Annotated in this window: 18 protein-coding genes and 2 tRNA genes; 14 read left to right on the top strand and 6 right to left on the bottom strand. The window is 59.6% G+C overall.

Translation table 11 applies throughout. The features are described from left to right. The first annotated feature begins 310 nt into the window (after window positions 1-310). Both OL236_RS08475 and OL236_RS08470 read left to right on the top strand, forming a co-directional pair. Complete coding sequence (locus OL236_RS08475; protein ID WP_265070269.1) at window positions 311-2,008, top strand: beta strand repeat-containing protein; 1,698 nt, start codon at window positions 311-313, stop codon at window positions 2,006-2,008. Further along, the gene (locus OL236_RS08470; protein WP_265070268.1) at window positions 1,890-10,508 is read left to right on the top strand and encodes an autotransporter outer membrane beta-barrel domain-containing protein; all 8,619 of its coding nucleotides are present in this window, start codon (window positions 1,890-1,892) and stop codon (window positions 10,506-10,508) included. The genes OL236_RS08475 and OL236_RS08470 overlap by 119 nt, the downstream gene beginning before the upstream one ends. 90 nt (window positions 10,509-10,598) lie before the next feature. On the opposite strand, the gene OL236_RS08465 is transcribed toward OL236_RS08470, so the two are convergent. Next, complete coding sequence (locus tag OL236_RS08465; RefSeq protein ID WP_009645983.1) at window positions 10,599-10,838, bottom strand: DUF4405 domain-containing protein; 240 nt, start codon at window positions 10,836-10,838, stop codon at window positions 10,599-10,601. Between the two features lie 233 nt (window positions 10,839-11,071). On the opposite strand from OL236_RS08465, the gene OL236_RS08460 reads away from it, so the two are divergent. Both OL236_RS08460 and OL236_RS08455 read left to right on the top strand, forming a co-directional pair. After that, window positions 11,072-11,157 (top strand) — tRNA-Tyr (locus OL236_RS08460). 2 nt (window positions 11,158-11,159) lie between these two features. Beyond that, a tRNA-Met gene (locus tag OL236_RS08455) sits at window positions 11,160-11,236 on the top strand. A gap of 51 nt (window positions 11,237-11,287) precedes the next feature. On the opposite strand, the gene OL236_RS08450 is transcribed toward OL236_RS08455, so the two are convergent. The 5 genes from OL236_RS08450 to trpD all read right to left on the bottom strand — a co-directional run bounded on the left by OL236_RS08450 (window position 11,288) and on the right by trpD (window position 16,962). Continuing rightward, a complete protein-coding gene (locus tag OL236_RS08450) occupies window positions 11,288-11,851 on the bottom strand; it encodes a LemA family protein (protein WP_265070267.1) in 564 nt (187 codons plus the stop codon). A gap of 161 nt (window positions 11,852-12,012) precedes the next feature. Continuing rightward, entirely contained in the window at window positions 12,013-12,843 is an 831-nt protein-coding gene (locus tag OL236_RS08445; RefSeq protein WP_265070266.1) for a TPM domain-containing protein, read from the bottom strand. Between the two features lie 21 nt (window positions 12,844-12,864). Further along, window positions 12,865-14,190, bottom strand: a complete 1,326-nt coding sequence (locus OL236_RS08440) for a TPM domain-containing protein (RefSeq protein ID WP_265070265.1) — start codon at window positions 14,188-14,190, stop codon at window positions 12,865-12,867. 305 nt (window positions 14,191-14,495) lie between these two features. Beyond that, window positions 14,496-15,773, bottom strand: coding sequence for an NAD(P)/FAD-dependent oxidoreductase (locus tag OL236_RS08435; RefSeq protein WP_265070264.1), 1,278 nt, complete (start codon window positions 15,771-15,773; stop codon window positions 14,496-14,498). A gap of 169 nt (window positions 15,774-15,942) precedes the next feature. Next, a complete protein-coding gene (gene trpD, locus OL236_RS08430; RefSeq protein ID WP_265070263.1) occupies window positions 15,943-16,962 on the bottom strand; it encodes an anthranilate phosphoribosyltransferase in 1,020 nt (339 codons plus the stop codon). 267 nt (window positions 16,963-17,229) lie between these two features. Here trpD and OL236_RS08425 point away from each other — a divergent pair, with 267 nt between their 5' ends. The 10 genes from OL236_RS08425 to OL236_RS08380 all read left to right on the top strand — a co-directional run bounded on the left by OL236_RS08425 (window position 17,230) and on the right by OL236_RS08380 (window position 25,049). Next, the gene (locus tag OL236_RS08425; RefSeq protein WP_265071813.1) at window positions 17,230-18,120 is read left to right on the top strand and encodes a shikimate dehydrogenase; all 891 of its coding nucleotides are present in this window, start codon (window positions 17,230-17,232) and stop codon (window positions 18,118-18,120) included. Window positions 18,121-18,347: 227 nt separating this feature from the next. Then, window positions 18,348-19,691, top strand: coding sequence for a GspE/PulE family protein (locus OL236_RS08420; protein WP_265070262.1), 1,344 nt, complete (start codon window positions 18,348-18,350; stop codon window positions 19,689-19,691). Beyond that, on the top strand, window positions 19,678-20,727 hold the full coding sequence (locus tag OL236_RS08415) for a type IV pilus twitching motility protein PilT (protein ID WP_265070261.1): 1,050 nt from the start codon (window positions 19,678-19,680) through the stop codon (window positions 20,725-20,727). Before OL236_RS08420 ends, OL236_RS08415 begins: the two co-directional genes overlap by 14 nt. Before the next feature lie 32 nt (window positions 20,728-20,759). Further along, the gene (locus OL236_RS08410; RefSeq protein WP_265070260.1) at window positions 20,760-21,953 is read left to right on the top strand and encodes a type II secretion system F family protein; all 1,194 of its coding nucleotides are present in this window, start codon (window positions 20,760-20,762) and stop codon (window positions 21,951-21,953) included. A 52-nt stretch (window positions 21,954-22,005) separates the two neighbouring features. Then, window positions 22,006-22,536, top strand: a complete 531-nt coding sequence (locus tag OL236_RS08405; RefSeq protein ID WP_265070259.1) for a competence type IV pilus major pilin ComGC — start codon at window positions 22,006-22,008, stop codon at window positions 22,534-22,536. 2 nt (window positions 22,537-22,538) lie between these two features. After that, window positions 22,539-23,108: a prepilin peptidase gene (locus tag OL236_RS08400; protein ID WP_265070258.1), complete on the top strand. Its 570-nt coding sequence runs from the start codon at window positions 22,539-22,541 to the stop codon at window positions 23,106-23,108. Further along, entirely contained in the window at window positions 23,108-23,590 is a 483-nt protein-coding gene (locus OL236_RS08395; protein ID WP_265071812.1) for a prepilin-type N-terminal cleavage/methylation domain-containing protein, read from the top strand. Before OL236_RS08400 ends, OL236_RS08395 begins: the two co-directional genes overlap by 1 nt. Next, the gene (locus tag OL236_RS08390) at window positions 23,587-23,982 is read left to right on the top strand and encodes a TolQ protein (protein ID WP_265070257.1); all 396 of its coding nucleotides are present in this window, start codon (window positions 23,587-23,589) and stop codon (window positions 23,980-23,982) included. Before OL236_RS08395 ends, OL236_RS08390 begins: the two co-directional genes overlap by 4 nt. Beyond that, window positions 23,948-24,589: a hypothetical protein gene (locus OL236_RS08385; protein ID WP_265070256.1), complete on the top strand. Its 642-nt coding sequence runs from the start codon at window positions 23,948-23,950 to the stop codon at window positions 24,587-24,589. The genes OL236_RS08390 and OL236_RS08385 overlap by 35 nt, the downstream gene beginning before the upstream one ends. Continuing rightward, a complete protein-coding gene (locus tag OL236_RS08380; protein ID WP_265070255.1) occupies window positions 24,576-25,049 on the top strand; it encodes a transcriptional regulator in 474 nt (157 codons plus the stop codon). Before OL236_RS08385 ends, OL236_RS08380 begins: the two co-directional genes overlap by 14 nt. Window positions 25,050-25,057 lie beyond the last annotated feature (8 nt).

The raw sequence follows: 25,057 nt of genomic DNA, 5'->3' as shown, positions 1-25,057 counted from the left end.
TCCTTTCGTTGGTTTTTGTAAAAAGCTTTGTTTTAGTTAATCTTAACGTGTTTTCAGACGGCAGGCAAGTCACAATACAAAGATTCAGAGCATATTTCCCAGTATTTGTGAAGTGAATCAAATTGTTTGAAATTCATGAAAAATTACTAGACAAAGAAGGTAGGAGAATGGTATGATTTATGAGATTGAAACTAAAAGTCATTACCTGTTAGAAGTTCATCAGGTATGACAAAAAGCAGGGGCGGCAAGGATTTGCCAGGACACTTGGGGGCAATCGTCCCTTTGAATGCACAAGGAGGAATCGTATTCAATGGTCGGTAAGGGGAAATCAAGAAGACGGCTCGCGCTTATGGTGGCGCTTGCTCTGTCCGCTGGGGGGGCATATCTACCCAGTGGAGGAGGCTTTCTGTGGCAGGGCTCGACGGCGTATGCGGCGGATGTGACGGTTGGCGTGTCGGAGGATCAAGCCGGCGATGTTACGGGCGGCACGACGGATAACAATACAGTCACAATCGGTGCAGAGAGCGGCGGGCTTCATCCTGTCATCGGCGGCAATGTTGTGGGCGGTACGTCGGCGAACGCGACGGGCAATACCGTCACCATCAACAGCATCAGTGCAACGGCAGCGGGCAATGGTACAGTCTTTGGCGGCCTGGCCACGGGTACGGCCTCGAATAATACGGTCAATTTCAAAGGCGGCAAGGCGATTTCTCTGATCGGTGGAGCGACCACGGGTGCGTCCGGCAATGCGACGGGCAATACCGTCACCGTCTCGGGCGGCGACATCTCCTATGTATGGGGCGGCTTGGCGCGCACTGCCGGCGCAGGCAGCGCCACGGGCAATACGGTCACGGTCAACGGCGGCACATTTGCCGCAGGTGGCGTTATTGTCGGCGGAGGCGGAATGAACAATACCGTGACGGGCAATATGTCGAACAACATCGTCACGATCGCAGGCGGCACGATGAACTCGGCGAATACTTCGACGAGATATTACATCATGGGCGGCGATTCGCGTACAACGTCCAGCACGTCGAACGGCAATACGGTCAATCTCGGTGCGGCAGACGGCACGTTTACGGGAAATATTACCCGCGCAGAGGTTTGGGGCACAGGATACAACCGGCAGGCACAGGCGAACGGCAGCGATAAGCTCAAGGGTAATACGCTCAATGTCAATGCGTCGAACATTCACGTCCGTTTTGTGCGCAATTTCGAGAAATACAATTTCAACCTCACGAAGGGAGTTGCGGCCGGATCCGCCATGCTCACAACACATGACGGAGGGTTTGGTACGAATGCCGATGTCAAATGGGATAACATCACGCTTAATGCGGCGGGATGGAACGATGACCATACGAAATACGGGCGCATCGGCAACGTTACACTGCTGCAAGGTTCGACGGGCAGCGATCTGAATATTGCTGTGGATGGAAGTGCCGCTCCGACGAGGTCGGCAACGAGCGGTGACTTCGAGTATCGGATGTCCACAGATGTCACGGGAATGGTGTCCTTTAACCGTGTGCTTGCGAACTATGTGCAGGCAAACGTCGATCGCTTCCGGAACGCCGACGCGACGTATAACGGCACGACTGCCATGACGTTCAATCCCGCAGGTGGCGCTGCCGTACAGGGGATTGTGGGCGGCTATTCGAATCTCGGCAATACGACCACGAACAACAAACTGCTTGTAAAATCTCTCCCAGGCAGCCACCTTGCGATTGCGGCAGGCGGCTATACGGCGGGCACAAGCGGCAATGCAACCAATAACCATGTGACGGTGGACATCACGGGTTCATTTGGTGTGCAAAATGTCTATGGCAGCACAATCCTCAATACGAGCAATGCGGGCACGGGTTTCCGGCAGCACGGCGACGCTCACCAACGGCATGGTGCAGGATATATATGGCGGCTATACGCTCGGCACGGGTGCGGTCACGGGCAATACGGCGACCATCGGGAACGGGCAGGCAGTGGGCTCCCTTTATGGCGGCTATATCGAGAATAGTACGAGTACGGCAGAGGCATCGGGCAATCACGCGATCCTGAACGGGGGCAAAGTTTCCAATCTTCGCGGCGGCGGCACGGCGGGCAGCGGTGATGCAACGAATAATGCCGTGCTCATCAGCGGCGGGGAAGTCGCTTATGTTCAAGGCGGTATGGCGAGTGGCGGCGCTGCAACGAATAATACCGTCACGATTGCGGGCGGCAAGGTTACGAGCTTCGTCGCGGCAGGCTGGGCGAACGGCAATCAGAGCAACAATACGGTCAACCTCGGCGACGGTACGACGGCGACGCTCAAGACGGGTACTGACCTGAGCACAGCGAGTATCTACGGCGCCAAATCGGGCGGCGGTTCTCGTGCGGATAATACGCTCAATATCAAGGCGTCGGGCATTACCGTGAAAGAAGTGGATGCCTTTGATACCTATAATTTTGTCCTGAACGATAAGATTGCGGCGGGTTCGACGATGCTGCATCTCGTGCAGGGTGGCCTTGGTACGGGCGCACTTGACTGGTCGAAGGTCAAGGCGGACGAGACGGGACTCGGTGCGTGGATGGCGGCGCAGACGGCGCGTTCGATAGAGCTGACGCTTGTCGAGGGCGCGACGGCGAACTCGCTGAGTTTCACGGGCGGCAGCGGCGTATACAGCACGGCGGGCAATTATGAGATCGGCATCACGACGAATACCGGCACGAATACGGCACAGAAGCTCCTCCTTGGTGCGAATCAGTTCAAGAATGTGACCGAAGCGCAAGCGACATACGACGGGACAACGCCGCCGACGCTTGTCGGCAGTGATAAGGAAGTCTGCGGCGGGCTTTCGAAGTACGGCAATACAACGGAAAACAATCAGCTCAAGATTACGGGCGTTGCTGCGGGCGATTCGATCAAGGCCTACGGCGGCAAGACAGAGCAGCATCCGACCATCGCGACGGGCGGCTCTAAGAATAACTCCGTGACGGTCGAGGACACGGGAACGGGCACGATCACGATGCTTTACGGCGGCTATACGCGTGCGCGGGGCGCGGCGGACGGCGCGGTGACGGGCAACACGGTCACGGTCAAGAAGGGGACGGTCAACAATGTCTTTGGCGGTGAAAATGTCTGGGCGGCGAACAGCAACGATGTCACGGACAATACGGTCACCATCGACGGCGGAGCGCTCATCAGCGTGACGGGCGGCAGTGCCTCGGGCGCGGGCACGGTGAGCGGCAACACGGTGACGTTCAACGGCGGTACGGTCAACACGCTCAAGGGCGGACAGTCCTCCAATGCGAGCGGCAAGGTCAATGCGAATACGGTCACGATCACGGGCGGCACGGTGACGGGCGAGGTCTACGGCGGCTACACGACGGGCGCGGGCAAGACGACGAACAACACCGTGAACCTCGGCGACGGCACGGCCGCGACGCTCGCGGCGGGCACGAATCTCTCAGCCGCGACGCTTGCGGGCGGCAACGATGCGGGTGATGTGACGGGCAACACGCTGAATGTCAAGGCGAGGAATGTCGCAGTCGACAAGGTGAAGAATTTCGAGACGTACAAGTTCTTCCTCCATGCGAACACGCCGCAGGAAGCCACGATGCTGACGATCGCGCAGGACGGCTTCGGCGGCAGCACCGCCCGCATCGATCAGGACATCGCGTTGGACGGCCTTGCGGAATGGAGCGAGGCGAACAAGAACCGCATTTTTTCGCGCGTGGAGCTCATCAAGAGCGGTGTGGCAGGCGCGCTCAAGCTGTCTGACCGCGATGCGTACATCGGCGCGGCGGACGGCCTCGAGCGCAGCGTGACGGTGGACGACGAGGCGACGGAGAACGGCGGCACGGTGGAAGCGACCTCGGTCTATCTGCGCATGAATCGCTTCAAGGATGGCAGGCAGAACTATAACGGTGCAGAAGCACCCGTCATGGCGGATGGGGAGAGCGAGGTCTACGGCGGCGTTTCCTACCACGGGAACAAGACGGAGAACAACGAGCTGACTGTGACGGGAACACCGGGCGGCGGCGAGCTGTACGCCGTCTACGGCGGAAAGACTGCGGGCGCGGCGGGCGGCTCGGAAAACAATACAGTGAACGTCGAGCTGGAAAGCGGCAAGATCAAAAACGTCTACGGCGGATTTATCGGGGATGAGGCAAATGCAGCCGATGTCGTCGGCAACAAGGTCAACCTGAAGAAAGGCGAGGTCGGCATCCCTTTCAGCGCCGCGCTTTACGGCGGCTACACGGAAGGCACGGGCACGGCGAAAGACAATATCGTCACGATCACCGGCGGCGAGGCCAAGGGCTTTGTGACTGGCGGCTGGGCGAAGGTTGCCGGAAATGCGACAGGCAATCGTGTCGTGCTGGAAAACGGCAAGGTCAGACAAATTTTTGGCGGATGGGCAGCGAAAAAAGCGGCAGATAATACTGTTTTGGTTAAAAATGCCACGGTTACCGTCGGCGTTCGCGGTGCCTATGGCAAGGAGGACACGAGCAACAATGTTGTGACCGTTGAAAACAGCACGGTTCGGGACAGTGTAATCGCCGCCTACCTTGAAAGCGGCGACGTGGCAACGGGGAACAAGGTTCGTATCGACGGGGGGCAGGTCAACAAGGACGTCTGGGGGGCTTACGGCAAGTCGGGCGCGACCGTAACGGAAAACGAAGTGACGATCAAGGATGCGGCGATCGGTGATACGGTCTTTGGGGGTCATTCCATCAATGCCGGCAAGGCGTCCGGCAATACGGTCACGATCGAGGGCAGCGCTTCGGTGGGCGGCCCTGTCTATGCCGGCTATATCCAGGGCAATGGGGAAGCATCGAACAATAAGCTCAGAATCAAGGGCGGCACTTTCGCGAAAAATGTCTACGGGGGATATTCCCTTTCCAATGGGAAAGTGGAGAACAACGAGGTCACGATCACGGGCGGCGCTTTTTCAAAGGATGTCTACGGCGGTTTTTCCGGCGCCCCCTCGGGCAGGACGACGGGCAATATTGTCAACCTCGGCGACGGCACGACGGAGCGTCTTGCAGAGGGGACAAACCTCGAGAATACGACGATCTACGGCGGCAGCGGTACGGTCATCACAGGCAATACCCTGAACGTCAAGGCAAAGGATATCAAGGTCAAGACGGCAAAGAACTTCAGCAAGTATGTCTTCCATCTGACGGACGATATCGCGCGGAACGGAACGGGCAGCGGCGCAATGCTCACGTTCAAGGGGACGGACGGCTTCGGCGAGACAGTTAATTGGAACAGGCTCGACATCGACACATCGAAGCTTTCGGGCGACACGGTCATCGGCAAGGCGACGCTCCTCAGGAGCGATGCGGCGAATGCGCTGCGCTTCTCGGCCTATACGGGTCGCGACAAGACGACGGCCGTGACGAACGGCGACTACGAGACGGCGCTGCGCACGGATACGAACACGGGTACGGCGAGCGAAGTCCTCCTCGACTACAACCGCTTCCAAAACAATACGGACGCAACGTACGACGGGTCAACTGCGGCGTACACGATGCCGCATGACGACGGGACTTCGACGAGCGAAATCTACGGCGGTATCTCTTATGTAGGGAATACGACGAAGAGCAATCATCTGACGATCACCAATCTGAGCGCCGATATCGACGCCGTTTACGGCGGCAAGAATGCGGGCGCGGCGGGCGACTCCACGGGCAACAGCGTGACGGTCGAAGGAACGGGTACGCATGCACTGAAGAATGTCTACGGCGGTTACATCAACAATGCCGCGAGCGCGGGCGCGACGGGGAATACCGTCACGGTCACGGGCGGCACGATTGCGGGAGATATCTATGCGGGTTATACAGCAGGCGGAGGCTTGACGACAGGCAATACGGTCAACCTCGGTGACGGAACGAACGCCGTCGCCGCGGGTGCACGCGTCGCAGGTACGATTTACGGCGGCAGCAAGGATCTGGCGACGGACAACACGCTGAACGTCAAGGGCACGATGACGGCGGGCAATATCAAAAATTTTGAGAACGTCGTATTCCACCTCAACAATACGATGCAGTCGGGCGATACGCTGCTTACACTCAATGACGGCAGTGCAACGACGCGGCTGGATTGGGCAAAGGTCAAGCTGGGGTCTGTCATTACCCCGGAGAGCAAGAGCTATGAGGCGTACCGCCTGACGCTTCTCCATAACGAAGCCGGGCTGGACTTCACGAAGCCCGGCGTGGGCGCGGCGGATACGCTCGGCGTGCGGGGGGAGACGAACGGGAATTTTGAGCTTGCCATAGATACGGATACGCATCTGGCAAGGGCGAAGAGCATTCTCCTGGAAGGCTATCAGTTCCAAAACAATGAAACGGCGGAGTATACGGCCGCAGATGCGACGCATGTGGCGGCATGGGGCGGGCGCTCGGCCATCGGCAACACCGTCACGAACAATACCCTCACCATGACGGGCGGCGAACTGACGACAGCGGCTTACGGCGGTCTGAATTCTGCCGCCTCCGGCGCTGTGACGAAGAACCGTCTCATTCTGCAGGGCGGCAAGACCGCAGCGGCTTATGGCGGCTACGGCGCTGCTGCGGTGACAGGCAATACCGTCACGCTTGCAGGCGCGGAAGTCACAGGCGATCTCTACGGGGGATACAGCACGGGCGGCAATGCTGCGGACAACACCGTTACGATTACGGGAGGCAAGGCTGCGGGCAATATCTACGCGGGCTACACGACGGGCGCGGGCAAGACGACGGGCAACACCGTGAACCTCGGCGACGGTACGGCCGCGACGCTCGCGACGGGTACGGATCTTTCGGCTGCGACGCTCTACGGCGGCAGCAATGCAGGCGACGTCACGGGCAACACACTGAATGTCAAGGCGAAGGATGCGGCGGCAAAGAAGGCGCAGAACTTCGAGAACTATACGTTCCATCTGACTGACCATATTGCCGCCGATAAGCCGAAGAGCGGGGTCGTCGACGACACCTTCACCAAGAGTCGCGGCACGATGCTGACGCTTGCAGAAGGTTTCGACGGACAGACGGCGGACTGGAGCAAGGTCACGGTCGATACGTCGAAGCTCTCCGCAGACAAGACGCTCGGCGCGATCACGCTGATGAAGAGCACGGCGGCGAACAAGCTGAAGTTCTCGAACTACGCGGCGAAGAATCATGCCGTGAGCGGCGACTATGAGGTCGTCCAGCGCACGGACACGAATACGAGCGAGGCGAACGCCGTCCTTATCGATGTGAACCGCTTCCGAAACGGCGACGTCACCTATCATAACGGCGACAACAATGCTAAGACCTACGCTGGCGTTTCCTACGGCGGCAATACGGCGGAAGGAAACGCGTTCACGCTCAAGGGAATCTCCGAGGGTAAGACGCTCCAGTACGTTTCGGGCGGACGCTCGGAGGGGACTGCGGGCGGTGCGGTCAAGAACACCGTGAACCTTTTGAGTACGGGCAAGGGAACGCTTGAAGAGGTCTACGGCGGTTACGTCGGCAGCGTAGCGAATGCGGCGGATGTGACGGAGAATACCGTTAACATCGCGGGCGGTACGGCAAAGAACGTCTACGGCGGCTACACGCGCGGCACGGGAAAGACGGTGAAGAACACCGTCAACATCGGCTATACGGACGAGGCGGGCGTGTTCCATGATGTCGCTGACGGCGCGAAAATCACGGGCACGATCTACGGCGGCAGCGGCAGCGACGCCACGGGTAATGTCCTGAATGTCAGCGGCAAGATCGCGGCAGGCAACATCAAGAACTTCGAGAGCGTCAAGTTCCATGTCAGAGACACGATGGCGAGCGGCACGACGCTCCTGACGCTCGACGGTGCGGCTGCGACCGAGGGTCTTGACTGGACGAATGTCACGCTTGATGAATTCAAGCCTGCGGTCAAGAGTTACGAAGCGTACCGCCTGACGCTCATGGCGAATGAAAAGGGCATCGACTTCCGCAAGGGCGGTGTTGACACTTATGCGCCCATCGGCGCCAAGGGCGTGACCAAGGGCGACTATGAGGCTGTCCTTGACACGGATACGCATGTGGCGCAGGCAAAGGCCGTCAACGCAGAAATCTATCGCTTCCATGGCAACACGGCGACATACGGCGAAGCCGACAGCGCACACGATGCAGCATGGGGCGGGCGCTCCGTACTTGGCAACGATGCGACGGACAACACTCTGACGATCTCGGGCGGTACGCTCAAGGACGCCTACGGCGGCTGGTCGACGGGTAAGAAGGCCGACGGCACGTCGGGAAAGACCACGGGCAACACCGTGAACTTCACGGGCGGTACGGTCACGGGGACGATCTATGGCGGCAACAACGGCGCGGCGGGAAATACGCTGAACGTCACGGGAATACAGAGCGCGGGAGACATCAAGAACTTCGAGAAGCTCCACTTCGACACGAGTATGGCGAAGGCCGGCGACACGATCTTGACGCTCAACGGCGGCAAGAAGACAACGGGGCTTGATTGGCAGAAGGTTGAAACCACAGGCCTTGACGAAGCCTCCCTTGCGACGCGCACGGGTGTGGCGCGTGAAGAATTGTTCTCGCTGATGGCGAATGACAAGGGGATTGACTTCGGCACGACCTACGACAAGGCGAAGGAAAAGACCGTTGGCGATTATGAATACGCGATTGCCAAGGAAGCCGATGCGGCGAAGGGCGCGGCGGCGGAAAAGGTCGTCGTGCGCGGCTTCCGCTTCCAGAACAATGCGGACTCTGTCTATGAGACGGGCGACAACAAGGCGGCTTGGGGCGGACGCTCCATCATCGGCAACACTGTGCAGCGGAACAAGCTGACCGTCAAGGGCGGCACGCTGACGGAGGCGGCCTACGGCGGTCTGAGCGCCAAGGGCGCGGTCACGGACAATACCCTCGTACTCGCCGGCGGCACGCTCAAAAATGCTTACGGTGGCTTTGTCGAGGGCGCGGGCGATGCCACGAAGAACACCGTCGAGGTGCAGAAGGACACGCAGGCGCAAATCTATGGCGGTTATGCCGCGCAGGGCGAAGCTTCGGGCAACATCCTTAACCTCGGTGCCGTCAACATCGGCGCGAACGTCTACGGCGGCTCGGGTAAGAAGACCGACGGCAATGTCATCAACCTCTTCGGCACGAAGATCAAGGGTACTGTCACGTGCGGCACGGCGGCGGACGGCAAGGCGAACGTCCTCGCCATTCGCGCCGCCGGCACGGAGATCGGTGACTTCAAGGGCATTCAGAACCTCAAGTTCTACCTGCCCGAAGGGGCGAAATCTTCCATGGCGACGATGCTGAGGCTCGGCGTCAAGGACAAGGACATCAAGGGTCTGAACGTTGACCTCAACCTCTCGGGCGCGGCCAAGACGCTCAAGCGCGAGGATGTCTTCAGTCTCATGAAGGTTGCTGAAGGCGGCACGTTGACGACGGACGAGAAGATCAAGGGCGAGGTCACGGGTACGCAGGGCGTATCGCTCGACTACAAGTTCCGCGTGCAGAAGAAGGGCGCGGATGAATTGATCGCCGCTGTCGAGAGTGTAAAGATGAAGGACGCGACGAAGTCCCTCGCGGAGACGAGGACGACGGCGACGGACGTCTTGGGAGGCGGCATGACGATGATCGCCGATGCGGGCGTCTCCGCCGCTGTCCAAGCGGCAGCCTCCGCCAATGCCAACACTCAGGTCGAGGCCGCTCCCATGGCGACAAACAAGGCGCCGAGTGCAAAGGCGGCATCTGCAGCAAATGTGCAGTCGGGCGCATACACGGCATGGGCGGCGCAGGGAGGCTCCTCCGTGCGCATCCATTCGGGCTCCTACGTCGACACGCACGGCTACACGCTGAATGTCGGCTTCGCAAGAAAGCAGGATGGCAAGGACAGCACGCTGACCTTTGGGCCATTCGTCGAATACGGCAGGGCGAGCTACGACTCTTACCTTGAGGATGCGGCGGGCACGCACGGCAGCGGCAAGGTCAGCTACATCGGCGCAGGTGTCCTCGCAAGGCAGGATCTGAAGAGCGGCCTCTACCTCGAAGGAAGCGTGCGCGGCGGACGCATCAAGAGCGACTACGAGGGCAACATTTCCGGCACGTCCACGAGCTACGACATCTCGAACCCCTATTATGCGATTCATCTGGGCGTGGGGAAGGAGACGAAGCTCAAGGCGGGCGATGCGCTCGAAACGTACCTCAAGTACTTCTTCTCGCATCAGAACGGCACGAGCGGCAAGCTCTCGACAGGCGAGGATTACGACTTCGATGCCGTCAACTCGCACCGCCTGCGACTCGGCGCTCGCTACACGCACGATATGGGCGAAGAAGGCAAATTCTACGCGGGTCTTGCATGGGAATACGAATTCAACGGCGAGGCGCGAGCCACCTATCAGGGCATGGCGACGCCAAGCCCGTCTCTCAAGGGAGGCAGCGCCATGCTCGAACTTGGCTATCGCTTCACACCGAAAAAGAGCCGCGTCAGCTACGACGTCAACTTCAGCGGTTGGCAGGGTAAGCGCGAAGGCTTCTCGGGCAGTGTAGGAGTAAACTGGGCATTCTGATTTACAGGGTAAAGATGAATTAAGAAAGAAAAAAGGAACCGGATGCGAAGCCACAGGGCTTTGTATCCGGTTCCTTTGCATTTGCCGAGGTTATTTGTGTTCTTTCCCGCCGAATATTTCCTTTGTCGTGCCGCGAAGCCACTTCCAGTTCCAAGCGAGGTGAAAAATGACGCCGATGGTCAGGAGATATGAGACATAGATATGAATGTTCTTGTTGACGATCTTAGCGGGGCCGTTGGCAAAGACATGGAGATACATGAAAGTGCCCGTCACAAGGCAGATGAGCATGCCGACAGCCAAGCCAAGAATCAGATAATAATTTTTTTTCATTGTTATTGCCTCCCAATGCAGACTGCTCCTTCAAGAGAAGGAATATCAAACTCATTTTAGCACAAAATCTTTTTTGTGTCATAAAAATACGGCAGGTCTTCCAAAGTTTCTTCCGATTTGCCGGAATATGATTTGCCGTGCATCGAGAGAGGGAGTTTGCGCCGATTTTTCGCTTGACAGCCTGCTCAAAAGCCGCTATAATGACAATGCTTCGTCTTGCACGGGGCATCCATGGGTAGGTGCCCGAGTGGTTAAAGGGAACAGACTGTAAATCTGTCATCTTCGGATTACGATGGTTCGAATCCATCCCTGCCCACCAGCGGCGGCATAGCTCAGTTGGCTAGAGCATGCGGTTCATACCCGCAGTGTCCGGAGTTCAAATCTCTGTGCCGCCACCATGAAATGTAAAGCCCCCGCGCCGAAAGGTGCGGGGCTTTTTTGTGTGATTCTTAGAACTTCACTTCAGGGACGGCGTCTGCGCCCTCCTTCGCTTGGAACTGGGGCTTCTTCGTCATCCCCATGAAGCCGGCGAAGAATACGCCGGGGAAGGTTGAGATGCTCATGTTGTACTGGCGCACTGCCTCGTTGTAGTCGCGGCGTGCGACGGCGATGCGGTTCTCCGAGCCGGCTAGCTCGCGCATGAGTTCGAGGTACTGCGTGTTTGCCTTGAGGTCGGGATATGCCTCGGCGATGGCGAAGAGGCGGCCGAGTGCGCCCGTGAGTTCGGCGTTCGCCGCATCGATCTGCTCGACGCCCTGCGCACCTGCTAGTTTGGCACGCGCATTGACGACTTCCTCAATGACAGCCTTCTCATGCACGTCATAGCCTTTGACCGTGTTGACGAGGTTTGGGATGAGGTCGCTGCGCCGCTGCATTTGATTCTCGACCTGTCCGTACGCTGCATCGACGCTGATTTCCGCCTCTTTTAGTCCGTTGTAGAGGGAGATGGCTCCGCCGAGGATGAAGATGATGACGACGACGACAGCGCCGAGCGCGATCAGTCCTTTGTTCATGTTGAAAACTCCTTTCTGTTTCTGTCGATTGAATGACTGAGCAAATATAGAATGGTTTACCATGAAGCCCCAAGAGGTCAAACCGAAGGTGCAGACCGATTGGCTAGGCTTCTGTAAGGGCGGCGCACAATGTCCACAAAGTGGACGTTTGTGCGTGTAGTTTACCAGCCGCCCGATGCGCCGCCGCCGCCGGAAGAGCCGCCGCCGTAGCCGCCGCGCGAGGGACCGCTGCTGCTGCTTCTGCTGCTGCTTCTGCTGTCGTTGGAAAAATCTCTGTCTCTGCGCGAGGAGCCGCCGCTATCAGGGCCGAGTGCGTTGTTGATGACGCCGAGGAGCCAGTTCAGGATGACGCCGAGCACAATCATGCCGACGATGGCGAGGAAGAAGATGAGGACATTCACCAGGATGCTCGGTTCTTCTTCATGCGTGGACGCGTCTTCAAGCGTCTCGCTCACATCAGCGCCCGGTGCGACTCCTGCAGCACGGTAGGCGTAGGCGGCGAGCTTCTGATAGGCATTGAGCACGCCTTCGGAGTACTTCTCATCGCGGAAGTACGGCTTCATCTTGTCGAGGATTTCGCCTGACCTGCCGTCCGTGATTTCGCCTTCAAGTCCGTAGCCGACTTCGATGCGGAACTTGCGGTCGTCCTTGGCGATGAGCAGGAGAACGCCGTTGCTTTGATTCGCGTCGCCGATGCCCCAGCTGCGGAAGAGTTTGTTCGCATACGATTCGATGTCTGCACCGTCCAAGGTGTGGACGGTCACGACGACGATTTCCGCCTTCGTCTTTTCGCGCAGCTCTTCGCCGATCTTCTCGATCTGTGCGCGATCTTCTGCCGAGACGATGCCTGCCGTGTCGACAACGTATTCTCTCTGCGCAGGCTTGGGCAGCAGCTCGCCTGCGGCATCTGTAGCCGGACTATCGCAAGCGAAGATTGCCGCGATCATGAGGAGAAGCGCAAAGAGCGTACGCAGTTGTTTGGCGTAGTTCATTTTTTACATCCTCTCTGTATTCTACCAGCCGCCCGATGCGCCGCCGCCGCCGGAAGAGCCGCCGCCGTAGCCGCCGCCTCCGCTACCGGAACCGCCGCCGGAACCTCCTCTGTAGCGATCGTCATCGTCGTCGTCATAGCGTCCGCCGGCGGGCGCTATGTTTTTCAAGTAATCATGTCCCGGCAGGTTGATTTTGCCGCGGGTAAGGAGACTTACGAGAGCCGCAAACGCATACCAGGGAAGCAAGACGATGCCGAGTCCGCAATAGAAGACTCTGATGAGCAGTCCGATGAGCAGAATCGCGACGAGGCCTCCGAGTATATAGACGTAGAAGGGCTCGCTGCCGCCCTCTTCGATTGATTGCGGAACCGTGGCGCCGTTTGCTTTGCACAGATCTTCTCCGAGCAGAGCATAGCCCTTGACGATCGCCTCGGAAAGATCCTCTTTGCCATAGGGGAAAGAGGAAGTTATGCGATTGATGACGTATTGCCCTCCGTCGCCTTTCTCCGCGTCCGATACGGCGGGACCGAAGACGAAGAGGACATCTCTTTCCTCCTTGGCGATAAATAGAAGGATGCTTTTTCCGCCGGCGGCATCCTTGAGCTGCCAATCAGTAAAAAGCTGCTCGGCATATTGCTTCGACTGCACCTTTTTGAGTGTCGGTACAGTAACGATGATGGCCTGCACTCCCGTCACATCGCTGAGATCGCCGCCCATCCGTTCAATCTGCGCTGCATCCTCGGGCGTAAGGAGTTCCGCCATGTCGATCACATAGCCTAGGTTGGCGGGCTTTGCCGGTATGCCGAGCGCGGCTCCGAGGCTCTGCAGACCCACGCCGTATTCCTCGCAGGCCTTTTGTGCGAGATTTATATACGCACCGAGAATAGCGGGGGAGTAGTTTTCCTTTCGGAACTCGTCCTTCATCGCGTCGAGCACGCTGCCCGCATAGCCGTCCGTGATCTTTCCCTCAAGGCCGTAGCCGACCTCGATGCGGAACTGGCGGTCCTCCTTGGCGATGAGCAGGAGAACGCCGTTGCTTTGCTTCGCGTCGCCGATGCCCCAGCTGCGAAACAGCTCGTTGGCGTACGATTCGATGTCTGTGCCGTCCAAGGTGTCAACGGTCACGACGACGAGCTCCGCTTTCGTTTTCTCGCGCAGCTCCGCGCCGATTTGCCGGATTCGTTCGGCATCTCCCGGACGGACCATGCCCGCTGCATCGACGACGTATTCGCGCTGCGCAGGTCTAGGCGGCACGGCGGCGTCGGCGGATGGGCCGGCAAATGCGAGGAGGCTGACGATGATGAATAGGAGGGTGCACAACTGTTGGCGCGCGCGGGGTGTGTTCATTCGCCTCACATCCTTTTGTAATGCCTGTCTCCTGTGGGGAGCAGGAAGAGAGAAAACTGGTATGAATAGTATACGATAATTTTCGCTTATTATAGCATACGAGAAAACGATCGTATATCGGACAGAGTTCTTAATGTATCCATGGCTTGAAATGAAGTCCTTGCCAATATCCTGTTTTTCGACCCCAATAAAATCCTATCCTATTTTAGTCGAAGAGAAGAATTCGATCGTGCCGATATCCTTGTTTTGACAAAACAGCCCGCCAAGGCTTTGCGCCTTGGCGGGCTGTTTGCGAGTCATGAGGGTTAGCGTGTGATCATGCGTCCGAGACGCGTGCCGAAGAGGTAGTTGAAGAACCATTTGAATGTGACGGAGACGTTGGCATGGAAGCCCGCCTTCGTCAGAAGGTGAATCCAAAGCCATGCCGACCACGCGAGGAAGCCTCTGCCGACGAGAGGGCCTGCAGACATGACGGCCTCGCTGTTGCCGATGATCGCCATGACGCCCTTGCTCTTGTAGTCGAGATGCTCAAGCGGCTCGCCCTTGAGCTTGTGCAGGATGTTGGCGGCGGCGACGTCGCCTTCAGCGAGTGCGACGGGCGCGAGCGTCGGCAGTGGGCGCTCGTCTTCGGGCGGCGTGAAACTTGAGCAGTCGCCGGCGGCGTAGACGTTCTCGAAGCCTATGGCGTGCATCGTGTCATCGACGATGATGCGGCGACCGCGGTCTTTTTGCACGTCAAGTCCGTCGAGGCAGTCGACGGGGCGCACGCCCGCCGCCCAGACGACGGTGCGCGTCTTGATTTCCTGCAGCGGCGCATCCTTGGGAGCGCTGAAGGGCTTGTAGCGAAGCGTTTCGCCGTCGTAGTCCGTGACCATCATCGAGCACTGCACGGCGACCTTTTTCTTTTCAAGCACGCGCACGGTCTCGTCGCGCAGCTTCTCAGGCATCATCATGAGGACGCCGGGGTCTGCGCCGATGAGATGGATTTCGACCTCGCTGAAGTCGATCGTATGGTACTCCTTTTGAAAGACGTCGTAGATGAGCTCTGAGAGGCCGCCCGAGCCTTCGACGCCGATGGGGCCCGCGCCGACGAAGACGAAGGTCAGAAGAGCCTTGCGCTTTGCCGCATCCTTTTCACGCGAGGCTTCTTCGAAGACCTTGAGGACGTGGCTGCGGATCTCGATGGAGTCGACGAGCGTCTTCAAGGGCAGGGAGTTTTCCTCGATGCTTTTCGAGCCGAAGAAGTTTGGCGTCGAGCCGAGCGCGATGATGAGATGATCGTAGTCGATCTCGCCCTGGTCGGTGCGCACGGTCTGCGCCGCTGCGTCGATTCCCTCGATTTCGGCGAGCAGGAAGTTGACGTTTGAAGCGCTGCGGAAAAAGCCTCGGATCGGGTAGATGACCTCGTCCGCCGAGAGCATCGAGGTCGCCACCTGATAGAGCAGCGGCTGAAAGACCTGATAGTTGTTGTGGTCGATGATGAGGACATCGACCGCCTCGTTCGCGAGCTTTCGCGCCGCACGTATGCCTGCAATGCCGCCGCCCAAGATGACGATGCGTGGTTTCGCTGCCTTTTCCGTCATGATTCATACCGCCTTTCCAGAAAAGTTTGTGGGGAACATTGTGAATCTTATGTGTTTTTCATTATACAACATTTTTATGGAAATGTAACATATCAATAATTTATATTAATATAAATGGCGACGGAAAAGGAATGAAGAAGCCCCCAAGATTGCGGCTTGGGGGCTGTCCTCAGGCGTTCGACTGTTCGATGAATTCCTGCAGTTTCTTCTCTGCCGTACCGTTCTCAATGAGCGCGCGGGCTTTTTCGACGCCTTCCTTGATGGAGTCGGCCTTGCCGCCGATGTAGATGGCGGCGCCGGCATTCAAAAGCACGATGTCGGTCTTCGTGCCTTGCGCTCCCGTGAGGATAGCACGCGTCACAGCGGCGTTTTCTTTCGCCATGCCGCCGACAATCGCCGTCTTCTCGGCACGCTCAAGGTCGAAGTCCTCTGGAGCGATCGTATACGTCTTGTACCAGCCGTCCTTGAACTCGGAGACCCTCGTCGGGGCGCTGATGGAGATCTCGTCGAGGCAGTCCGTGCCGTAGATGACCATGCCGCGCTGAACGCCGAGGTCGATGAGCACGCGGGTCAGCGGCTCCAGCAGATATTCATCGTAGACGCCGAGGATCATGCGCTCGGGACGCGCGGGATTCGTCAAGGGGCCGAGAATGTTGAATACGGTGCGGATGCCCAGTTCCTTGCGGATGGCGCCGACGTATTTCATCGAAGTGTGATACTTCTGCGCGAACATGAAGCACAGGCCGATGCTTTTGAGAAGCTTTGTACATGTTTCGGGCGCGAGGTCGATGTTGACGCCGAGGGCTTCGAGGCAGTCGGCGGCGCCGCTTTTCGATGACGCTGCGCGGTTGCCGTGCTTGGCGACGGCGATGCCGGCGGCGGCGATGATGAAGGAGGCCGTCGTCGATATGTTGATGCTGCCCGCATGATCGCCGCCCGTACCGACGATTTCAAGCACTTCGACGCCGGGATGCTCGACGGCGAGCGCATGCTCGCGCATGGCGGCGGCAGAGCCGGCGATTTCTGCTGTCGTCTCAGCCTTGGCGCTCTTCGTCGAGAGTGCGGCGAGGTAGGCGGCGTTCTCAGTCGGACTCGTCTTGCCGCTCATGATTTCGTTCATTACGCAATAAGCTTCTTCGTAGGTCAGATCGTGCTTGCTGACGATCTTTTGGATGGCTTCTTTTATCATGGCATAGCGCTCCTTTTCTGTTGGACATGCCCCTGCATTTTGGCACGGCAGGGTTGAATGTCATTTAGTATACTATGGCGGTAGGCTTTTTGCAACAAAGGGCGATGCGGAGGAAGGCGCTCTTTACAAAAAGATGTTTCCTTGCTACGATTACGATGAACAAAAAAGTGGCAGACAAGCGGATAGTAGGAAAATTTTAAAAATTCTAGGATAAATCCCCTATTGTGGAAGAAAGTGCTGCTTGTTACAATAAAGGAGAGTACAATGATGTTTACAGGGAAGACAAAAAATCTTGCCGTCATCGGCTCGCCGATCGAGCATTCGCTTTCGCCGGCGATGCAGAATGCGGCGATTCGGGCGGCGGGACTGGATTATGCCTATGTCGCCTTGCTCGTCCTGCCCGAGAGACTGGAAGACGGCGTGCGCGGCCTTCGTGCGCTGGGGTTTCGCGGCTTCAATGTGACGATTCCGCACAAGTCGGCGATCTTGCCTCTGCTGGATGAGGTGGATGAAGCGGCGCGTGCCATCGGGGCGGTCAATACGGTCGTGTGCGAGGCAGGTCGCCTCAAGGGCTTCAACACCGATGTGGAGGGATTCCTCGGTGCGCTTACGGCACGCGACTTTTCCGTCGAGGGAAAGCGCGTTGTGCTCTTGGGCGCGGGCGGCGCGGCACGCGCGGCGCTCTACGGTTTGCTGCGCTCGGGTGCGGCGGAGGTCACGCTCGGCGTGCGAAATGCTCCGAAGGCGCGTCCCTTGGCTGAGGAGTTCGCGCAGTACGGCGAGGTCTGTGCTCTCGACTGGAACGAGGCGGCGTTCGAGGAAGCCGTCAGAAAGGCGGCTCTCGTCGTCAATACGACGCCGCTCGGCATGGCGCCGCAGACGCAGGCGATGCCGCCCGTTCCTTGGCCGGCGGTGCATGAACGGATGTTTTTCTACGACATCATCTATACGCCCGCAAGGACGCAGTTTCTGCAGCGTGCGGAGTCGCTGGGCTGCCCGACGCTGAACGGCGAGGCGATGCTCGTGGGGCAGGGGGCGGCGGCGTTTCGCCTGTGGACGGGACGAGAGGCAGATTTTGCCGTGATGACGCACGCCCTGCGCGAGGCACTGGAAGGAAAAGAGAAGCAAGCGGCGAAGAATGAAGCAGAGACGAAATGACAAAGCAGCGGAATAAAAGGCAGGAAATCAATAAAGCAAGAAGAAACAAGCTGTAATGAATTAACAAAGGCATAGAATTAACAAAGGCATAACGAAAAGAAAGTCAGCACGAAAGCCGAAGCAAGATGTTCATAGGTAAGGAAACGCTGATCAATGAAGTCGCCCGAATGTGTGAAGACGGGTGACCGAATTTATCCGTGATTCCGCAGTCTTTTGGAGGCTCGAAGATGCAGAGGACAGAAGAGGATTCGTATCAGAGGCTGATCCATCGCCTCGTACAGAGCGTGCGCACAGGAAATGCAAGCCGTGCTCTGCCGAGGCAGGGAGAGCCGGGACGCGTGCCCGTCGTGGAGTTTGTCGATCGCATGATCGCGGAGGCTCTGCGCCTGCGGGCGAGCGATATCCACATAGAGCCTTTCGAGGGCGCCGTCCGCATCCGTTACCGTGTTGATGGAAGTTTATTGGAAACGCATGCACCGATCCCCCGGGAGGTGCATGCGTTTTTGCTTGCGCGATTGAAGGTCATGGCACATCTTGAAAGCGTGGAGCGCCGCATGGCGCAGGACGGGCGCATATCGTACGTGCCGCCTGAGGGCGGTGAAGCCGTCGATCTTCGTCTGGCGACCTTGCCGCTCCTCGCGGGGGAGAAGGCGGTTCTTCGCATCTTGAACCGCTCGCACGCGCTTCTTTCCGTCGGGAATCTCGGATTTTCCGTGCAGAATGAGATGATTTTCCGCCGCTTGTGCCATCAGCCCGGCGGCATGGTTCTGATCACAGGGCCGGTCAATTCGGGCAAGACGACGACGCTCTATGCGGCTCTCTCTGAGATCAATACGCCCGAGCGCAACATCATGACGATCGAGGATCCGCCCGAGTACCGCATCGAGGGCGTCAATCAGATCCAGGTGAACAAGAAGACGGGCATGACGTATGCCGCAGGTCTTCGCGCCATGCTGCGCTCGGACATCGACGAGATCGTGCTCGGCGAAATCCGTGATGCGGAGACGGCGGAGATGGCGGTGCGTGCTGCGCTGACGGGTCATCTGCTCTTTTCGACGCTGCATACGAAGGACGCGCTCGGCGCGGTCTTCCGTCTGCTCGACATGGGCGTGCCCGCGTATCTGCTCGCGGCGGCTCTGACGGGCGTCGTCGCGCAGCGTCTCGTGCGCCGCTTGTGCCCGCACTGCCGCGAGCCGTCCGAGGAGGCGCTTCCCGCATGGGCCGAGGGGGCGTCGCCGACCGGACGGCTGTGGCGAGCGGCAGGCTGCGCGGCTTGCGGCGGCACGGGCTTTTCGGGGCGGCTCGCGCTGCAGGAACTGCTCGTCGTCGATGCGGCTCTGCAGCAGGCGATCGTGCATAGAGCGGGGCTTGAGGAGATGCGCGAGCTTGCCGGGCGGCAGGGCATGAGGACGCTGGCGGAGGACGGCATAGAAAAGGCGCTGCAAGGCCAGACGACCCTTTCGGAGGTGGTGCGCGTGCTCTACGGCGAGGCGGACGCAGCAGATTTTTCCGGAACTTTTTCGGGAGTGGCGAGAGGGGATTGCGGAGGGGCTGACGATGGCGGCGTCTAGGATGGCGGACATCTTCGCCGAAGGCTTTGCGCGAGGGGCGTCGGACGTGCATCTCGCGGCGGGGCAGCGCCCGTTTCTGCGGCTTGACGGCGAGATGACGCCGCTATTGGAGGATTCTTTGACGCAGGCGGAACTGACGGATTTCTTCGCGCATATTCTGACCGAGGCGGAGCATGAGCGTCTGCGGCAGGAGAAGAGTCTGGATATTCCTCTCGCGCTCGAAGGGAGGCACTGTCGTGCGCATGTGTACGGCATGGGCGGTTCTTGGGCGATTGCCGTGCGCCTCCTGCCGCGAGAGGTTCCGGCGCTTTCGAGCCTCGGCGTGCCACCTGCGCTTTTTTCGCTTCTTCGGGCGCAGGACGGGCTGATCCTCGTTGGCGGGCGCACGGGAGCAGGCAAGTCGACGACGCTTGCGGCATTTATCGAGGAGATGAATAAAAGCCGCGCCGCGCACATCATCACGCTGGAAGATCCCGTTGAGTACGCTTTCGTGCCGAAGCGCTGCTTCATCAGCCAGCGCACGCTCGGCAGGGATTTTCCGTCGTTTCCGGCGGGGCTTCGGGATGCTTTGCGAGAAGATCCCGACGTGATCCTTATCGGAGAGATGCGCGAACGCGAAACGGTGCGCATCGCGCTGCAGGCGGCGGAGTCGGGCTGTCTCGTTCTGGCGACGCTTCACACGAGGGATGCGGCGGAGGCGGTTCTTCGCATCGAGGGGATGTTCGCGGGCGAGGAGCAGCAGATGCGCCATCAGTTCGCGCTCGTGCTTCGCGCCATTTTCTCACAGCGGCTTCTGCCGCAGTCGGGCGGCGGGCGCGTGCTGGCGGCCGAAGCGCTCGTCGCCGCGCCCGCCGTGCGAAACCTCATCCGCACGGGCAGGGTCGCGCAGCTCCGAGGCGCAATCCTCTCGGGCGGGGCGCAGGGCATGCAGACGATGGCGCAGTCCGTCGAGGGACTGCTTCGCGCGGGCAAGATTACGCGCGAAGCGGCAGAGGCGGCGCTTGTCGACGGCGACGCCTTTGGCGAGGGGCGCTAGTACAGGGGACTTGCGCGAAGGGAGGTGGCGATTTGGCGTCCTTTTCTTATACGGCACGCACGGAAGCGGGAGACTTGCGACGAGGCGAGGTGGAAGCCGCCACGCGCACGGAGGCGGCGCGGCTCATCCAGGCGCACGGACTTTTCGCCGTGGCTTTGCGGCGAAAGTCTGCGCTGCATCTCGCCCGCCGCCGCGCGGCAGATCGCAAGTACGCCATGGTGTTCTGCCGCGAGTTGGCGCTGATGCTTGCGGCGGGACTTGCCGCGAACGAGAGCCTGCAGCTCCTTGCGGCGGATGCACCGCAAAAGAGGCGGGCGATGCTTTCGGATATGGCACGGCGCATGGCGCATGGCTCGACGCTCGCCGAGGCGATGGCGCACCACGGCGAGGTGTTCCCGCCGACGATTTCCTCCCTCGTCCGCGCGGGGGAGGCGGGCGGCAGTTTGGAGCCTCTGTTGAAGCGTCTCGCCGACAAGGAGGAAAAGAGCTGGCGCGTGCGGGAGAAATTGCAGACGGCGCTCGTTTATCCTGCGCTGCTCGCATTGGCGGCGGTGTTCGCCGTGACGTTCATCTTCCTCTTCGTGCTGCCGAACTTCGTCCACATGCTCGACGGTCTTGCCGTGGAGCTGCCCCTGCCGACGCGGCTCGTGATCGGAATCGGCAGTCTCTTCGAGCGGCACGGCGTCGCAGTCCTTGCGGCTCTGTTCCTTCTGCCCTTGGCGCTTCGGCTTCTCTATCGCGAGAGGCGGCTGCATTTTTTCGCTGACCGCCTTCTTTTGCGCCTGCCGCTTTTCGGCAGGCTGCGCCTCGACTTGGAGCTTATGACGCTCTTCGACACGCTCGCCGTCCTCATGGAAAGCGGCAGTGCGCTGCACGAGGCGCTGGCCGCTTCCGAAGGCGTCGTGCAGAACCGTTTCCTCGCCGCGCTCTTTTCGAGGACGAGGCGAGAGGTCGAGCGCGGCGGCACGCTGGCCGCCGCCTTGGCGGGCAGCGTCGTGCCGCCGCTCGTCTGGGAGCTTGTGCGTGCGGGCGAGCATACGGGCGAGCTTGCGGCGATGCTCGAAAAGGCGGCGGATTTCTGTCGCTTTGCGGGCGAGATGCGCGCCGAGCGCATGGAGGCGATGTTGGAGCCTCTGCTCGTGCTCTTTCTGGGAGCGATCGTCGGAACAGTCGTCCTTGCGGTCGCTCTGCCATTGTTGGAGATGATTGGCTCTTACGGCTATTGAAAAGGATTGCATCGTAGGACAGTTGAAGATTTTGGGATGGGAGGGATGTCGTATGTACGGATGTATGCTGCTCAAAAAGAAAATGCGGCAGAAGGAGAGCGGGCGGCAGGGGGCGATGGCCGGCGCATTCGAGGCGCGGGACGAGAGTCGATGCAGGAGCGGCCGAAAGAGGCGCCGCCCCTTAGGCGAGGAGGGCTTCACGCTCCTTGAAATGCTCCTCGTCATTTGCATCATCGGCGTGCTCGCCGCCGTCGCCGTGCCGAAGTTCTCGCAGTCGATGACGCTCGCGAACACGTCGAAGATTCAGGCCGACCTCAGCACACTCAACACGGCGGTGGGTCTTTACCGTGCGGAAAAGGGCGTCGATCCGAAGACTTTGGATCAGCTGAAGGAGTATGTTGTCAATCTCGATGCATTGAAGCCGCCGTCGGGAAAATATTTCCTGCGCGATAAAACGGAGGCACAGCAGGCGGGTGCGAGTTACGCGCTGAAGGAAGTGAATGGAGAACTGCAGGCGACGCTTGACGCACACCCCCTTCAAGCGTTTGGCAGGGCGGAAAAGAAAGAAGCGTCGGGAACTTGACGATGCACGGTTTTCAGCGCGTGAAGCCGCTGCCCTTTTGCGGCGAGGCGGCATTCGTCGGCGGGACGCTCTGTGCGGCGTTGTTTCTCTGGCGCATCGACGGTTTCGGCATGGTGTTCTTCCAGCGCTGGCTTTTCTTCGCATTTCTCTGGCGCATCTCCCTGCTCGACTGGCGGCACGGCCTCGTTTTTGACCGCCTCGTTTTGCCGTTTGGCGTCATCGGCATTGCGTTCTCGCTGTTTTCAGGCGCTCTGCCGCCGGAAAACTTCGTGTTCGCCGCTTTTCTCGCTGGCGGCTTCCTTTGCCTCCTGCGCCTTGTTTCACGCGGTGGCATGGGCGGCGGCGATGTGAAGCTCGGCTTCGCGCTCGGACTGTGGCTTGGCTTAGAGGGCGTCGCGCTCGCGCTCTTCCTCGCCTTTTTCAGCGGCGGACTCGCAGCCTTCTGCCTGCTGCTCTTCGGGCGTGAAAAGCGCGGGCGACGCATCGCCTTCGCGCCGTTTCTTGCCTTGGGCGCGGTTCTTTCCCTGCTTTTCGCCGACGATCTTCTTGCCTTTTATGGAGGGCTTCTGTGATGAAGGAGGAAGGCTTCACCCTTTTGGAATTGCTCGTCGTCTGCCTCGTTCTCGCGCTCGTTGCGGCGCTCTCCGTGCCCGTCGTGCGCGTGACGGAGCGCATGCGCTTGGAGCGCGAGGCGGCGCTTCTGGCGAGCGATTTTCGCTATCTGCAGGAGGTTTCGCGCACGGAGCGCACGGCGGACGGCAAGGGCGAATGGAGGCTGCGCCCGAAACTCATCGTGGAGGCGCATCGCTACTATTTCCTGCTGCCGTGGGCGGCGGGCGAGGTTCTGACGCATTCCTTTCCCGAAGATGTCTACGCCGTGCCGAGCGGTTCGAGTGCGCAGTCTGCGGCGACGTATTCGTTTGACTCATCGGGCGATCCGAGCGGGACGAGCGCCTTGGGTCACACGATCGAGCTGCAGTCGCCGCATTATTCGCTCGACGTCATCATTGATGAGGCGGGGCGCGTGCGCACGGAAAGCAGGCGATTGCCATGAAGCGGCTGGACGAGGGCGGCTTCCTCGCCGCAGAGGTCGCCGTGCTCGCCTTTCTGCTGCTTTTTGCCGTGGCGTCGCTCGCAGCTTTGGAGCGCTCCGCCGCCCTCTTGGCGCACAGCGAGGCGGAAACGAGCGCGATGTTCTTGGCAGAAGGCGAGCTGGCAAGGATGGAGCAGCAGGCAAGGACGCAGGGAAGCGGCGCGTCGTTGGGCGAACGGCAGCCGCATGAAGTCGAGGCGAATGGCAGGAATTTCACTTTGACGCCGAAGTTTTCTGCGCCGGGGGCGAGTCCTTTTGTTTGTCAGGCGAGCGTGCGCGTGACATGGCTCGAAAAAGGAGAAGTGCAGGAACTTTCCCTTGAAAGGACGGTGCATCTCGGTGGCGGACGATAAGGGGCGAACCGTGCGGGAAAAATCGTGCGAGACGTGCCGGGAGAGCCGCGCTTCCTTCTTGAAGGAGGAGGGCGGCTACGTGCTGCTGGAGTTTTTGACGAGCTTTCCCGTTTACATCGTGCTGCTCGTCAGCCTTTTCGCGGTATGGCTGTTCTTTCTCAAGAGCTATGTCGTGCTCATGGGCGATTGGGAACTGCAGCAGGAGATGCGCTTGACGCTTGAGCGCATCGCGCAGGATGCGTCGATGGCGACGCACATCGAGTGCAGTGTGCCGTATGAACTTCATATCGAACGGCATGTCAACGGGAAGAAATCGACGACGGATTATGTGCTGCGCGAGGGCAGGAAGGGACAGCCGCCGTACATCAGCAAGAAGGTATCGGGCGAAGACCATGGCTACTACGCGCCGCAGCCCATGACGGGCGGCAGCAACATCTTCGGCAATCTGGCCGTCGTCGATTTTCAATGTGTGCCGGAGAAGGGGCTTTTGCACCTGAGTCTCACGGGGGAGAATCGGCGCACGAAGAAGCGCGTGACATTTTCGACCGACATCTGCCTGCCGCCGAAAGAGAAAGATAAGAAGGAGGTGCAAGGTGGCAAGACTTGATGAATGCGGCATGGCGTCCGCCTTCGCCCTCGCCGCCGTCCTGCTGCTGCTCGCGGGCACGGCGGCTCTGCTCGTGCTCTCCGGGCACAACCGTCTCGCCGCGCGGGAGGCCGTGCAGACGACGCGCCTTTTGGAATCCGCGCGGAGCGGTGTGCGGCTGGGCGCGGCGCGCCTCGAAGCTGAGGCGGATTTGCGTCGTCCGTTGGAAACTGGGGCAGCAGAGGTTGAAGCGGCATCTGGATATTTTGAAAAAAATGACGCGTTCTATCGTGTGACGGCCAAGCGTTTGCCGACAGAAGATACGCCAGACGGCGCGGCATATTTGCTGACGGCGGCAAGCTGGCCGAGGGCGGGGAGTGAGCGGCAGGCGGCAGCGGAGATTTCCGGCAAGCGTGCGTATGCGGCGGCGCTCTACCGCCTTGAGGGGACGCGGCTCTCATTCGTGCGCTGGGAGAGGTGAGGAGGCGA

The organism is Selenomonas sputigena (assembly GCF_026015965.1).
Lineage (GTDB): Bacteria > Bacillota > Negativicutes > Selenomonadales > Selenomonadaceae > Selenomonas.
The sequence above is the reverse complement of the archived record's forward strand: the minus strand, read 5'-3'. Positions and strand labels throughout refer to the sequence as shown.